This is a genomic window from Pseudarthrobacter sp. LMD1-1-1.1, from assembly GCF_040676255.1.
Taxonomy (GTDB): domain Bacteria; phylum Actinomycetota; class Actinomycetes; order Actinomycetales; family Micrococcaceae; genus Arthrobacter.
The window spans coordinates 341,514-354,817 of the sequence record NZ_JBEGHP010000001.1 but is presented as its reverse complement, the minus strand read 5'-3'; the positions used below and the strand labels follow the sequence as shown (position 1 = coordinate 354,817).

The following is a 13,304-nucleotide window of genomic DNA, read 5'->3' as shown; positions in this document are numbered from 1 at the left end:
CTTCAACGTTCCAACAAGTAGCTCAATCATTTGTCTACACCCCTAGATGTCCGCCAGGAGGGACGTGGGGTTTTCGATGGCATCGGCCACGAAGCGGAGGAAGCCCCCGGCCGTGCCGCCATCGCAGACCCGGTGGTCGAAGGTCAGGGTCAGCTCGGTGACCTTGCGGACGGCCAGCTCCCCGTTGACCACCCACGGCTTGTCGATGATCCGGCCCACGCCGAGGATGCCCACCTCCGGGTGGTTGATGATCGCCGCTGAGCCATCGACGCCGAACACGCCGTAGTTGTTCAGCGTGAACGTTCCGCTGCCCAGCTCAGCCGGGGTCGCCTTGCCGTCGCGCGCCACCTGGGTGAGCCGGCGGATCTCCGCATCCAGCTCCCTGGCGCTGAGCTTCTCGGCCCCGCGCACGGAGGGCACCACCAGGCCGCGGTCGGTCTGCGCCGCGAAACCCAGGTTGATCCCGTCGAAGGCCACGATATCCTGCGACCCGTCGTCGGCAGTCTCAATGCGGGTGTTCAGTTCCGGATACTTCTTCAACCCCGCCGTGACGAACCGTGCGATGAAAGCCAACAAACCCGGGACCTCCACACCGCTGGCTTTCATCCCCTCGCGCAGCTCCATCAGGGCCGTGGCGTCCACATCAACCCAGACCGTTGCTTCCGGGATCTCGGACCGGCTGCGGGCCATGTTCGCGGCAACGGCCTTGCGCACGCCGCGGACAGGCGTGCGGGCCGCGACGGCAAGACCCGTCCGTGCGTCGCGGCCCTGGGCTTCGGCGGACTCAGCAGGACGCACCGGTGCTTCCACAGGTGCTCCACCCGGACCGGCAACCGGGGCTGCGGCCGGTGTGGCTGCAGGCGCGGTTGTCCGCAGGGCGGCCTCCACGTCACGGCGCATGATCAGTCCGCTGTCACCGGAACCCGAAATGTCCCCCAGATCCACGCCATGCTCCCGCGCCATCCGACGGACCAGCGGAGAGATCACGGCGCCAAGCTTTCCGGGCACCCGGGTACGCAGGAGGGCAAGCTCGTCTTCCTTGGACAGGCTGACCGGCGTGGTCTCGGCAGGCTCAGCCACGGCCACGGAAGACTTCCGGGCACGGGTGCGTCGCACCTGGCCATGGCCGCCGGGAGTTCCATACCCGATCAAAACATTTCCAGATCCAGCTTTTTCTTCCTCCCGGTACGTTTCCGCCTCAGCCGACGCGGATGATGCCGCCCCGGGAGTGGCATCTAAGGAACCGGACGAGGGACCCGATGCGAGCTTGCGAGCATTGGGAAGTCCGGTGCCGCTGTCGGAGCCGGCAGCATCGTCCGCAGGACGAATGCTGCCCGGCGAAGGGGCGGGGGCGGCATCATCCGCGGCCCCTCCCGAAGGCACCAGTTCCGGCAGAGGCGTCACCGAGATCAGCGGCTTCCCTACGTCCAGGGTCTCCCCCGGCTTCCCGTGCAGCTCGGCCACAATCCCGGCATACGGAGACGGCACCTCCACCGCGGACTTGGCGGTTTCCACCTCGGCGATCGGCTGGTCGACGGCGATCTCATCACCAACAGAGACATGCCAGGCCACCAGTTCAGCCTCGGTGAGGCCCTCACCCAGGTCCGGCAGCAAAAATACGCGTGGTTCGCTCATGGTCAGTTCTCCCACTGAAGGTCGTCAACGGCGTCGAGGATGCGGTCCACGCCGGGCAGGTAGTACTTCTCGAGTTTGGGCGCCGGGTACGGGACGTCGAACCCGGTCACGCGGCGGATCGGTGCAGCCAGGTAGTGGAAGCAGCGCTCCTGCACCCGGGCCACGATCTCGGAGGAGACGGACGCGAAGCCATGCGCCTCCGCGATCACCACGGCGCGGCCGGTCTTGCGCACCGATTCGCATACGGTCTCATCGTCGAACGGGACGATGGTCCGCACATCGATCACTTCCAGCGAGCGCCCCTCCAACGCCGCCGCCTCGGCGGCAGCCAAAGCAGTAGGCACGGACGGACCGTACGCAATCAGCGTCGCGTCAGTGCCGGGACGCGCGACGGCGGCCCTCCCCTCCGAGGTGCGTCCCGCCGTCGTACCTTCCTCATGAAGGCGCCGCAGCTCACCCAAGTCCACTGAGTCCTTGGTCCAGTACATCTTCTTCGGCTCCATGAAGACCACCGGGTCGTCGGAGTCGATGGCCTCGCGGAGCATGCGGTAGCCGTCCGCGACGGTGGCCGGGGTGTAGACCTTCAGCCCGGCGGTGTGGGCGTAGTAGGACTCGGAGGAGTCGCAGTGGTGCTCCACTCCCCCGATCCCGCCGCCGTACGGAATCCGGATCACCATGGGCAGCTTGACCATGCCGCGGGTACGGTTGTGCATCTTGGCCACGTGGCTGACGATCTGCTCGAACGCCGGGTAGGCGAACGCGTCAAACTGCATCTCGATGACGGGCCGCATGCCGTTGATGGCCATACCCACGGCCATGCCCACGATCCCGGACTCGGCCAGCGGGGTGTCGAAGCAGCGCTGTTCGCCGAACGTGGCGGTGAGGCCGTCGGTGATGCGGAAGACGCCGCCCAGGAGCCCTACGTCCTCGCCGAACACCAGGACGGAGGAGTCCGCGGACATGGCGTCGGCGAGCGCCGTGTTGAGGGCCTTGGCCATGGTGACCGGCTGCGGGCCGGCGGCCTCCGCGGACGCCGCTGCCGAGGCGGCCGCACGGGCGGTGGCGGCGGAAACGTTCCCGTTGGCCTCGGACGAGGTGGTGATGGTGGGGCTCACTTGCCGGCCTCCTTCGAATCAGTGCCTGCTGCGTCGCGGGCCAGCTCGTCAGCGAGCATGGCGGACTGTTCCTTCAGCTGCGGGGTCTGCACCGCGAACACGTGACGGAAGAGCTCCTGCGGGTCCACGGGCACGTCCTCGCCAAGGCCCTCGCGCAGCTGCGCGGCAACCGCCTCAGCGTGCGCGGCGATCCTCGCCTCGCCGTCGTCGTCCAGCAGCCCACGGTCCGTCAGGTAAGTGCGCATCCGGTTGACCGGATCCTTGGCCCGCCACTCCGCAACCTCGGCGCTTTCCCGGTAGCGGGTGTCGTCGTCGGCATTCGTGTGGGCCTGCATGCGGTACGTGTTGGCCTCCACCAGCAGGGGGCCGGAGCCTTCCCGGGCCAGTTTCACGGCGCGGTCCAGGACGGCGAGGAGTGCCACCACGTCGTTGCCGTCCACGCGTTCGCCCGCCATGCCGTAGCCCACGGCCTTGTGCGCGAGCGACGGCGCCACGGACTGGTGTGCCAGCGGCACCGAAATGGCGTACTTGTTGTTCTGGACGAAGAAGATGACCGGCAGGTGGAAGACGGCGGCGAAGTTCAGGGCTTCGTGGAAGTCGCCTTCGCTGGTGGCGCCATCGCCGCACATGGCCAGCACCACAGTGTCCTCACCGCGCAGCTTGGCGGCGTGGGCAACGCCGACGGCGTGCAGCAGCTGGGTGGTCAGCGGGGTGCACTGGATGCCCACCTTGTACTTGAGGGGGTCGTACCCGCCGTGCCAGTCACCGCGGAAGATGGTCATCACCTGGACGGGGTCCACGCCGCGGGTCATCACGGCCACGGCATCGCGGTAGGTGGGGAACATCCAGTCGCCGTCGGACAGGCACAGGGCGGCGGCCACCTGGCAGGCTTCCTGGCCGTGGCTGGAGGGATAGACGGCCATGCGGCCCTGCCGGACCAGGGCGGAGTTTTGGTCATTGACGCGGCGGCCGACGACGAGTTGTTCGTACGCGGCGAGAAGTTCCTTGTCGCCGGGCACGGGGTATTCGTGGCCGGGCTGGGTGCCCTGCTCGCCCTTGGGTTTCAGGCTGCCGTCCGGGTCCACCATCTGGATCTGGTGCCGGGCGGGGAGCATGTAGTCCTCCACCGTGATGCCGAACTTCTTCACAGCTTCCGTCAGCGCATTGTCTGGCGCTGCGGTGCTGGTGGTGTCCGGCGCGGTGTGGTCTGCGGAGATCGTCATTGGTCCGTCCTTCGGTAGCCACTATTCCCTCCCAGTATTGTCCTGACGCAGGTTTCGTATCCAGCACCTGCGCGAATCGTGGAGAAGCTGCTCAGAACTGCCTATTATGGGAGACGATTTGTAACTGTGACGTGGATTACCGACGGGAGTCGTGGACAAAATGCCGGGCAAAGATGCTGCTGCCGAGGTTCCGCTGGACGAGATTGACCGCCGCATCATTGCCGAGCTCACCCGGGACGGCCGGATGTCCGTCACTCAAGTGGCGGAAAACGTTCACATCTCGCGGGCGCATGCGTACTCGCGGATCGCCCGGCTGACCGGCGACGGGGTGCTGACCCGGTTTACGGCGCTGGTGGATCCCATCAAGGCGGGGCTGAAGTCCTCGGCCTACGTGACGCTGAAGCTGAAGCAGGATTCCTGGCGTGAGCTCCGCGACCAGCTGGGCGCCATCCCGGAGGTGCACCACATCGCGCTGGTGGGCGGCGACTTCGACGTCATCCTGCTGGTCCGGGCCGTGGACAACATCGACCTCCGCCGGGTCATCTTCGACCAACTTCAGACCATGCCTGGAGTCCTGGACACGCAGACGTTCCTGGTGTTCGAGGACGTGGATACGCGGTAGAAAATTCAGCGCCCAGGTCAGTACTTATTCCCGAAATTGATGTTCCAGGTGCGCAAGATTTCCTCAATGTGAGCGCTCCATAGCAGTACCCGAAGTCAGCGGGGACTACTACTTGGATTGCCCCTTTCCGCCTTGAGTCTGCACGGTGTGGGAAGAATCTTCCACGGAATTGCAGCGCGGAGAACGCAGGTAGTGGCAGCGCTTACCGAGTACCCGGCTTCTTGAGGTTTCAGAAACTCAAGTACCGGTACGTGTTGTTGCTCCTTTTCGCTCCGGCAAATATTGGGTCATCGATCCACCGGAAGGCACCTGGATGGAGCCACCAATGGGGGAACGGGTTCTCAACCACACATTCAAGGAGTCTCTCCATGCGCAAAATGACCAAGAAAAACAAGATCGCCGCTGTTGCCCTGTCCGCGACGCTGCTGGCAGCCGGCGGCGGCGCCGCATACGCCTACTGGAGCACCACCGGTTCGGGTGGCGGTTCAGCTGTCGCTTCGTCCGGCACCACGACGTCCACTATCAAGATCACTGCAGCCTTTGCGGACGGTTTGACGCCTGGTGCCACCGAGGACATCACCTACACCGCAACCAACCCGAATTCCTCAAGCACCACGGTGACCTTGGACAAGGCCGTGGTCAGCGCTGACAACGGGTGCGACGCCAGCTGGATCACTGCCTCGGTGCCGACCAACACCACGACTATCGCCGCCGGAGCCACTGAGACGCTCGGTGCGGGCAAGCTGGTCTTCGCTGACACTGCCGGAAACCAGGATCTCTGCAAGGGCGCCAAGATCACCGTAGCGGTCACCAGCCACTAGGCAAACAGCGGGCCGGGGGCGGTGCGAATCCGCCCCCGGCTTGCCGTCATTTGCACCGAAGAAAGAGGGGCACAGGGTGCACGAGCAGGACGGGCATGCGCGGCGTCGCAGGCGGATCGGTATCAAGGCAGCGCTGGTGGCGCTGGTGCTGCTGCTGGCGGGGGCCGGATCGCTGATTGCGGCGGCAAACAATCCAAAGCCCGGCATTACGGTGCAGGTCTCCCCCGCAAGCCAGTCCGTCCAGCAGGGCCAGTCAGCCTCCTACACGGTCACGGCCACCTCTACTGGAGGCTTCAGCGGCGCAGTCAACCTGGCCGCCGCGGGACTTCCGGCCGGGGCAGCGGGTGCCTTCACGCCGTCGTCCATCACCCTCAACTCCGGCAGCAGCGCAACGGCCACCCTGAACGCCACCACCGCCGCGACCACACCGGCGGGAACCAGCTCCATCACCATCACCGCGGCAAGCGGCAAGGTCTCCGGCAGCGTGACGGCCAGCCTCACGGTGAACTACAAGATCTCCAGCTCGTTCTCGATGACGGCCACCCCTGACTCCGTCAGCATGCCGCCGGGAGCCACCGCCGTCTACACGCTGCAGCTCAGCCGCAACAACTTCACCGGCCCCGTCACCTTCAGCGTCCTGGGCGGAATGCCGGCGGGAGCAACGGCGTCGTTCTCGCCCAGCCCGGCCACCGGGACCTCCACCACTCTCCAGGTGGCCACCATCAGCGCCTCCCCCACAGGATCCTCCAGCCTGTACCTGGTGGGCACCGGCAAGGACTCCTCCGGGAAGGCGCAGTACGCCTACGCGAATGTCCAGTTGGTCCTGGACTCCACCATCAAGCAGTTCGGCATCTCCGGGAACGTCCCCGGAACCCTGTCCCCCGGCACGTCGGCCGGACTGAACCTGCAGATCAGCAACCCCATCAACAAGCCGCTGTCGCTGACCAACCTCTCGGTCGCCGTCGCGGGCGTCACCCGGAGCGCGGCCGCCGTGGCGGCCAACCTGCCCTGCACGCCGGCCGACTTCACCGTCACCCAGTACAGCGGCCCCTACCCGCTGGCCGTACCGGCCACGGGCGGTTCGCTCCAAGGGCTCAACGTCGCCCAGACTGCGTGGCCGCGGGTGGGAATGCTGGATACCTCCACCAACCAGGACGGCTGCAAAGGCGCCACCCTCCAGCTCAGCTACTCAGGATCAGGACAGGGGAACTGAGATGACCAACACCAGCAGAGGCCGGGGCCTCAAGGCAGCTGCCCTCGCAGGGCTCCTGGCCACCGCCGGCGCCGGAACCGCCTACGCCTACTGGACTGCGTCCGGGACAGGGGCAGGATCCGCGGCCGCCGCCACCATGCAGGCCGTCACCGTGGACGCCCTCGTCGCCAGCGACAACCCCAAGACCGCTCTCTATCCTGGCGGCAGCGCCGACGTCGTCCTCCGCCTGACCAACCCCAACCCGTACTCGGTGCAGGTGTACAGCGTGACCGGCAACGGCCCCGCGGCGGCCGACCCGTCGCACCCCGGCTGCACCACCACCGGCGTCAGCTTTACCGGGACCGCCGCGCCGCTGTCTCCCGCCACATACGTTCCCGCTAATTCGTCAGCACTCATCACCCTCCCCGGAGCGGCCGCCATGGATACCACCTCGCTCGCAGCCTGCCAGGGCGCAACATTCAACCTCCCCGTCACGGCGGAGGTCCGGAAATGAGCCTCGCCATCCGCAACGCGTCCCTCTTCACCGGCCGCCCATCCCGCAGGCTGGCCTGGATCATCACCGCGGTCCTGCTCCTGCTCGGCACGGGCACCGCGGCCTACGCATTCTGGGCCTCCACCACCAGCAGCAACAACGCCATCGCCGCAGCCGACGCGCTCTCACCCGGTTCCAAGCCCTCGGTCACCGCGAGCAACACGTCCCTGACCGTCACCTGGGCCAACGGAACCACCGTCAACGGCCGTCCCGCCACCGGCTACACCGTCGCCCGCTACTCAGCAGCCACCGGCGGGACCGCCATCCCGGCCACGGGCGGCTGCGCGGGAACCGTCACCACGCTCACCTGCACCGAGCAGAACGTCCCGGGCGGCACCTGGTACTACACCGTCACCCCGGCCATCGCGCTCTGGACCGGGGCCGAGAGCCCGCGCAGCAACGGCATCAGCAGCGATGCCACCGCGCCCACAGCATCAGCCACGGTTTCGCCCACCCCGAATGCGGCCGGCTGGAACAACACCAGCCCCGTCACCGTAACCATCTCGGCCGACGACGGGACGTCCGGTTCCGGCGTCGCCTCCATAACGTACGCGGTCGACGGCGGCGCGCAGCAGACGGTGAACGGCGCCGTCGCCACCATCCCCGTCACCGGCGACGGGACGCACACTATGTCCTACTTCGCGACGGACAAGGTGGGCAACGCCGGGTCCGCGCAGAGCCAGACGGTTAGGATCGATACCCAGGCGCCGGCTGCTCCGGCCTTCACCACCGTTCCCGCCTACGTAAGCCAGGCGACGGTTTCCGGGGTGACGGTCAGCGGCACCGCCGAAGCTGGGGCCACGGTCAACCTCGTAGCCAGAGATGGCGCCGGGCATTCAGTGCCGGCGACGGCCACCGCTGCGCTGGGCTCCTGGTCCGTCAAAGTTGACCTGACCAGCCTGGACCAGGGCACCGTTACCTATTCGGTCACCGCCACGGATGCCGCCGGCAACACAGGCCCCGTCAGAACGGCCACGAGCGCGAAGGACACCGTCGCCCCGTCCCCGGCGGCTGGCGTGGGCGTGCCCACCTACGTCTACACGGGCAACGTCTTATCCGTCCCCGTCACCGGCAGCGCCGAAGCCGGGTCTACGGTGACCGTAAGCGCTGCCGACACCGTCGGCACCACCCCTGTCACGGGCACCGCCACTGCTTCCGGAACTGGTGCCTGGTCGCTGAACCTGAACCTGGGAACACTGGGCCAAGGGGCAATCACCTACACCATCAACGTCGCCGACCCTGCGGGCAACACCAGCAGCGCTGTCACTGCATCGGACACAAAGGACACCGTGCTGTCCCTAAAGCTCAATCCCCTGCCGACGATCTTTTCGGGCAACGTGAAAAACTACCCGGGCAGCGGCACCACCGATTCCGGTTCCACCGTGAACCTCACGGTCACCGACTCGGCCACGGGCGTCCCGGCAACCGCATCGGGCTCCGCCTGGACCACGCCCGCATTGGACCTCTCCAGCCTCCGGGACACCTCAACAAGCAATCCAATCGTCACGGTGACGGTCACAGCCACTACGAGTGACGCCGCGGGCAACACCGCTTCTGTCAGCGCCACTGTCACCAAGGACACCGCCGCGCCGTCCGTCACAGGCGTTGTCCTCACCAACGGCGGGCCGAAGCAGAATTCCGCGGACAAGGGCGACACCCTGACCATCACGTACTCCGAGGCCCTGGATCCGGCCAAATTCTGCACCAGCACCAGCGGTGCCACCACCTTCAACGGCATCGCAACGCTGTCTGACAACAACCTGAACGACACCCTCAGCTTCTCAACGACCGACTGCACGGGGCTCAACATCGGCAACATCTCACTGGGCGGCAACTACGTTTCGGCAACAGCCACCTTTGGGCCCAACGGTAACGGATCCGGTGGGGCGTCCACTCTTACGTGGAACCCCACTGCGAAGACGTTCACCATCAAACTCGGGAACTCTGCCAACGGCAGCACCCTGCAGAATGTGACCGCGGGGCAGCCCTCCTATACGCCGTCGTCGAACCTCACTGACGTGGCGGGCAACGCGGCCGTACCTGGACTGGGCACCTGGGGAACTTCAGGTTTCTGACGGTCCGGGCCGCAGGAGGATGCCATTTATCCGTGGGAGGAACCGCCGCCCCAGTACTGGAAGCTGTCATAGCAGTGGCGGGAGCAAAATGCCGCCGATGGAGATGGGGGCAGGGCCATCCCGCAATACCTGCACTTTGGCTTGGATCGCAGGATCTGCTTCACGATTTTCAGCATGAAAGAACGGTAGGTGCCCGCCCCGCAGATGTGACCAGTAATCAATACTTCAATCCAGATTGCCGCCATACCTACAGGGCTCCTTCCGCGTTGGCGGCCGTGGGAAAAGTGAGGCGACCTTGATGCATTCTTGAGCAAATCCAAGCCCACCCTTGAGGCGGTCCGGGCAAAGTGATGCCCAAGGGGACGGAATGCAGCGTTGCTGCAACTGGGTACTGGGGCCCAGTCAACCGCACCCCGCGTCGGCTACTGCCGATGGTCTCAGACGCCTGGCGGCACCACCAGTGGCGCCGCCAGGCAACCCATTCCACGTTCACCACGGACCAGGGGCCGGCGGCGGAGGCAACGGATCAGCGTCGATTCGAATAAAGCTGCCGGCCCCCACTTTTACCCGGCGCCCGAAGTGGGCGCCGGCGCCGGGGTCTCGCCCGTCCCGTAGTCCGTGCCGGGTGCCGGCGTCGCATAGCCAACTGACGACGTCGGCTGCGGGCCTTCCGTATATTGCCCCGTCGGCGGCGTGGCCACCCCAGTCGGAGCTGGGTCAGGAGCGAAGGTTTCTGCCGGTACCCCCGCCGGAGCGGACTGGTTACCAGGGGACGATGATGAGGTAGGACCAAGGCCGGGTCCGCCGCTGGGGACGGAGGTGGCTGGAGACGATGCCCCGGAAGTACCCCCGGCAACCGAAGCACCCTTGACGATGGCCGTGATCTGTTCCTTATACCCGTTGAGCGTGGCCTGGATATCGGAGAGCGGTACGTCGCGGATGTTCCGCCCGTATTCGGCGATTTTGGCCCAGAGCGCTTCGAGCTGCTTTTTGCTGTCCCCGTCCAGCGGCCCGTCAAGTGTCAGGACCAGCTGGCTGGCCAGGGCGTAGGTGAGGCAGTCCAGGCAGTTGTAGTTGGCCGCCGCCGAAAGGTTCTGTGGCACGATCACGTCCGTCTGTCCCACCACCAGCACCACCTGGAACCCTACGGCCACCGCCGCGCAGCCCGAACAATTGGCGAAGGCGTAGGCCTCGTTGGTGGTGGTGACGGGCTGGCCATCCTCGGCCCACACGAGGGCGAACGCCACGCTGTACTGGACGGAGCCGTCGGTGGTGTTGACGGCGAGCGCCTGGTTCCCGTCACTCTCGGGGGCAGCCGGCCGGTCGAACGGGAACACCCAGGAGGGCGCCGCAGCAGCGGGACCTGCATCGGAACCGCCGCCGGAAGATGGAGCGGCGGAAGAACCCGCCGGGACCAGCACCATGCTCAGCTGCGGGTTGTCCCGGGTCGGTTTCGCAGCCCCGGCGGGCCACAGCACAACGGTTCGTCCGGCAGCGCCCTGCCGCAATGCCGCGCCGTCGCGCGCGGGAAGGATTGCCCGTGTGGCATCCCCCAGCGTCCCGCGTTCATAGGCCTGTACCGGGCGGTACGTCCCGCCGTCAGGCCACCATGCCCAGGCGAGGCAGCCCAGAAGGACTGCCACGGCGGTCATCGCAGCGGTGCGCTGCAGGGCCTTGCCGCGGGTTTTCTGCCAAAGCCCGGTAACCAGCTGCCGCAGCAGCCGCGCCACAATATACAGCACGCCCAGCACCGGGACGGCCACCACGATCATGGCCAGTGCCCGCACGGCCACGCCCAGGAAGTCCCCGCTGGCGAGCGACGCCGAGAGCGCCTCCTGCTGTTTGCCCACGCTGGCCCAACCGGTGGCCAGCAGCCTCGGCAGGGACAACACCATCATCACCATGCTGAACAGCAGCACCGGCACCGTGACCAGGACCCAAACGGTGACCACGGCCCGCGCCCACGGTTTCAACACCTTGCTTTCCGGGTTTCCCCACCGCCACGGAAGGATCCCCAGAAGGGTCGGCTTGATCCGCTGGAACAGGTCAGGCACTCCGGTGGCGTCGGCCAGGATGTGGTAGCCGTCGTATTTCACCAGCGGGATCAGTTGCCGGACCATCTGCAGGATCTGCGTGACCACCACCAGCAGGAGCGCGTCGAAGCCGGTGGCCCACCACAGGCCCATGATGGCCACCGCCACGATGGCATTGAAGTACAGTCCGCCCAGGTCGGTGCGGATCCTGCCGCCGCGGCCCAGCCGGTACGAATCCGTGACGTCCGTAAAGAACGCGGGCCACAGCAGGTACAGCCCCGCTCCCATGGCTCCGGGCGTCGCCCCGCCCTTGCGGGTGGCTGCGGCGTGGCCGAATTCGTGGAACCCGGCGGAGAGGATGGTGACCGCGAGGATCAGCAGCAGGAGGGCCGGCTGCTCGAAGGCCTCGTGAGTGGCCGAACCCAGTCCCTTCACCATGAGCACCCACCAGCACGCGGCAAGGAACGCGGCCGTCACGGCCACCACGATCAGCGGATTGAAGAGCACGGCGAATGGCGCCGTGATCCGGCGCGTGCGCTCGGGGTCGGAAACGACGTAGCGGAACCGCAGGCCCAGCAGCGGGTTCGCCTTCTTGACCTCGGGCTGGCTGCCGTCGGCGAGCCGGAGCAGGCCCATTGGCAGCAGCTGGGAGTCCATCAACGTGCGGACGTTGTCTGCGCTGACCAGGCGCCCCGAGCCCTCGCTGGCGTGCTTGGCGATAGCGTCAAAGTTACGGGTGCCGTCGGCACCCTCCAGCACCAGGTACAGCAGCCGGGTCAGCTGCAGGGTCTGGCCGTCGGCGCGGCGCACCAGAGCCGGCGGCTCCCGGTAGCCGGAGCCTTCCGCTGGGCCAAGCAACTGCACGCCGTCGGCCAGGGCAGGAAGGTGGGCACCCGCCGTCGTGATGGTCCGGTCCGGCGGGTCCTGGGAAAGGGCAGCGGTCGACGACGGCGGGCCCGCCTGGGAAGGCGGGCCGCCTTGGGTCTGGGTCATCTGGGCTTACTGCTGCAGGTCGGACTGCTGGCCGGCCGCGGCGTTGGCGGCGCCGTCGATGTGCTGCGAGATGGTGGCGCTCTGATCCGAGATGGCGTACGCCTGGCTGTCGATGGAGCCGATGTTGGCGGCCACGGCCGCGTCGATCGGGGCTGCAACGTTGGCGTTCGCCGCGACGGCACCGTTGATGGGCGCTGCAATGGCGGCGTCGGCATCGAGGTTAACGTCCACGTTGAGCAGGTTCCCGTTCAGTGCGCCGGCGGCGTCGGTCAGGCCACCGGTGCTGGTGGGATCCGTCACGGCGCCTGCCCCGCCGTCCGTGGTCCCGGCGTCGGTGGTGCCCGCGTCCGCGGTGCCGTCGCCCTGGCCGATCACGCTGTCCTGGGTGGAGTCAGCGTTGGCGTCGGCCGTGATCCCCTGGTCAATAGCAGCGTCCTGGCTGGACAAAGCCTGCGCGTCCGAGCCAAAGGACAGGATGTTGGCTGACGCGGCGGCGTCGATGGGCGCGGCCACGTTCGCATTGGCGGCGACGGCCAGGTCAATCGGGGCCGCAGCGTTGATGCCCAGGTCCAGGTCCGCGTTCAGGTCCAGGACGGATGCTACTTCCTTGTCCGGCAGGGCGGTGGCCTGTTCGGACATCAGTTCATCATCGGTAAGGGGACGCATTTCGTTGTCCATGCTTAGAGACCTCCGGTGCCGCGCGGGTGCTCTGCCCCCAGCGGGCAGCCCGCGCCCCACAATGGTAAGCATGATTAGTAGTTTTGCGAAGCTATCCGGGACAGCTTTGCACCGGCCGGCGCAGGCCGATGACCTGCGGCGATAGCGTCGGAGCACCAGGAACACGATGGCAGTCCCCGCATTGAGGCCGTTCCTGGACTCCCGCGGGACGGGCGGAACGGGGAACGTCAAGAAGCCCGGAGGCGGCCTCTGGCGGGAACTGCGGCACCTCCTTAACGCGCCGCCTCACCTCTTCAGGAAGCCTTCAGGACCTTTACTCAAATCATTGGATGTTTATTAATCGATTCAATGGTCCGTTCTTGAT

At 66.7% G+C, this 13,304-nt stretch carries 10 protein-coding genes; 5 read left to right on the top strand and 5 right to left on the bottom strand.

Annotated elements, in window-relative coordinates; all coding sequences use genetic code 11:
- Positions 1-42: 42 nt before the first annotated feature.
- From MRBLMD1_RS01710 to pdhA, 3 genes are read right to left on the bottom strand one after another with little or no spacing between them, the layout of a single operon-like run.
- A complete protein-coding gene (locus MRBLMD1_RS01710; RefSeq protein WP_364396952.1) occupies positions 43-1,635 on the bottom strand; it encodes a dihydrolipoamide acetyltransferase family protein in 1,593 nt (530 codons plus the stop codon).
- Positions 1,636-1,637: 2 nt separating this feature from the next.
- Positions 1,638-2,750, bottom strand: coding sequence for an alpha-ketoacid dehydrogenase subunit beta (locus tag MRBLMD1_RS01705; protein WP_364396949.1), 1,113 nt, complete (start codon positions 2,748-2,750; stop codon positions 1,638-1,640).
- Positions 2,747-3,973, bottom strand: coding sequence for a pyruvate dehydrogenase (acetyl-transferring) E1 component subunit alpha (gene pdhA, locus MRBLMD1_RS01700; protein ID WP_364396946.1), 1,227 nt, complete (start codon positions 3,971-3,973; stop codon positions 2,747-2,749). The genes MRBLMD1_RS01705 and pdhA overlap by 4 nt, the downstream gene beginning before the upstream one ends.
- A 160-nt stretch (positions 3,974-4,133) precedes the next feature.
- Here pdhA and MRBLMD1_RS01695 point away from each other — a divergent pair, with 160 nt between their 5' ends.
- The 5 genes from MRBLMD1_RS01695 (at position 4,134) to MRBLMD1_RS01675 (ending at position 9,236) form a co-directional block, all read left to right on the top strand.
- Positions 4,134-4,595 (top strand): Lrp/AsnC family transcriptional regulator, encoded by a 462-nt coding sequence (locus MRBLMD1_RS01695; RefSeq protein WP_275179969.1) that lies wholly within the window; start codon positions 4,134-4,136, stop codon positions 4,593-4,595.
- 368 nt (positions 4,596-4,963) lie between these two features.
- A complete protein-coding gene (locus MRBLMD1_RS01690) occupies positions 4,964-5,416 on the top strand; it encodes a hypothetical protein (RefSeq protein WP_224026811.1) in 453 nt (150 codons plus the stop codon).
- 76 nt (positions 5,417-5,492) lie between these two features.
- A complete protein-coding gene (locus tag MRBLMD1_RS01685) occupies positions 5,493-6,629 on the top strand; it encodes a hypothetical protein (RefSeq protein WP_364396943.1) in 1,137 nt (378 codons plus the stop codon).
- A 1-nt stretch (position 6,630) separates the two neighbouring features.
- Entirely contained in the window at positions 6,631-7,122 is a 492-nt protein-coding gene (locus MRBLMD1_RS01680) for a hypothetical protein (RefSeq protein WP_364396940.1), read from the top strand.
- Positions 7,119-9,236, top strand: a complete 2,118-nt coding sequence (locus MRBLMD1_RS01675; protein WP_364396937.1) for a beta strand repeat-containing protein — start codon at positions 7,119-7,121, stop codon at positions 9,234-9,236. Before MRBLMD1_RS01680 ends, MRBLMD1_RS01675 begins: the two co-directional genes overlap by 4 nt.
- Positions 9,237-9,799: 563 nt before the next feature.
- On the opposite strand, the gene MRBLMD1_RS01670 is transcribed toward MRBLMD1_RS01675, so the two are convergent.
- Both MRBLMD1_RS01670 and MRBLMD1_RS01665 read right to left on the bottom strand, forming a co-directional pair.
- Positions 9,800-12,262 carry a hypothetical protein gene (locus MRBLMD1_RS01670; protein WP_364396934.1) on the bottom strand — a complete coding sequence of 821 codons (2,463 nt, stop codon included), beginning with the start codon at positions 12,260-12,262 and terminating at the stop codon, positions 9,800-9,802.
- A gap of 6 nt (positions 12,263-12,268) precedes the next feature.
- Positions 12,269-12,940 carry a peptidoglycan-binding protein gene (locus tag MRBLMD1_RS01665; protein WP_364396931.1) on the bottom strand — a complete coding sequence of 224 codons (672 nt, stop codon included), beginning with the start codon at positions 12,938-12,940 and terminating at the stop codon, positions 12,269-12,271.
- Between the last annotated feature and the right edge of the window lie 364 nt (positions 12,941-13,304).

Bases quoted from the DNA above. Each gene is read 5' to 3' on its own strand.
- MRBLMD1_RS01710 (WP_364396952.1), bottom strand. From the start codon at position 1,635: ATGAGCGAACCACGCGTATTTTTGCTGCCGGACCTGGGTGAGGGCCTC.
- pdhA (WP_364396946.1), bottom strand. From the start codon at position 3,973: ATGACGATCTCCGCAGACCACACCGCGCCGGACACCACCAGCACCGCA.
- MRBLMD1_RS01695 (WP_275179969.1), top strand. From the start codon at position 4,134: ATGCCGGGCAAAGATGCTGCTGCCGAGGTTCCGCTGGACGAGATTGAC.
- MRBLMD1_RS01690 (WP_224026811.1), top strand. From the start codon at position 4,964: ATGCGCAAAATGACCAAGAAAAACAAGATCGCCGCTGTTGCCCTGTCC.
- MRBLMD1_RS01680 (WP_364396940.1), top strand. From the start codon at position 6,631: ATGACCAACACCAGCAGAGGCCGGGGCCTCAAGGCAGCTGCCCTCGCA.
- MRBLMD1_RS01675 (WP_364396937.1), top strand. From the start codon at position 7,119: ATGAGCCTCGCCATCCGCAACGCGTCCCTCTTCACCGGCCGCCCATCC.
- MRBLMD1_RS01670 (WP_364396934.1), bottom strand. From the start codon at position 12,262: ATGACCCAGACCCAAGGCGGCCCGCCTTCCCAGGCGGGCCCGCCGTCG.
- MRBLMD1_RS01665 (WP_364396931.1), bottom strand. From the start codon at position 12,940: ATGGACAACGAAATGCGTCCCCTTACCGATGATGAACTGATGTCCGAA.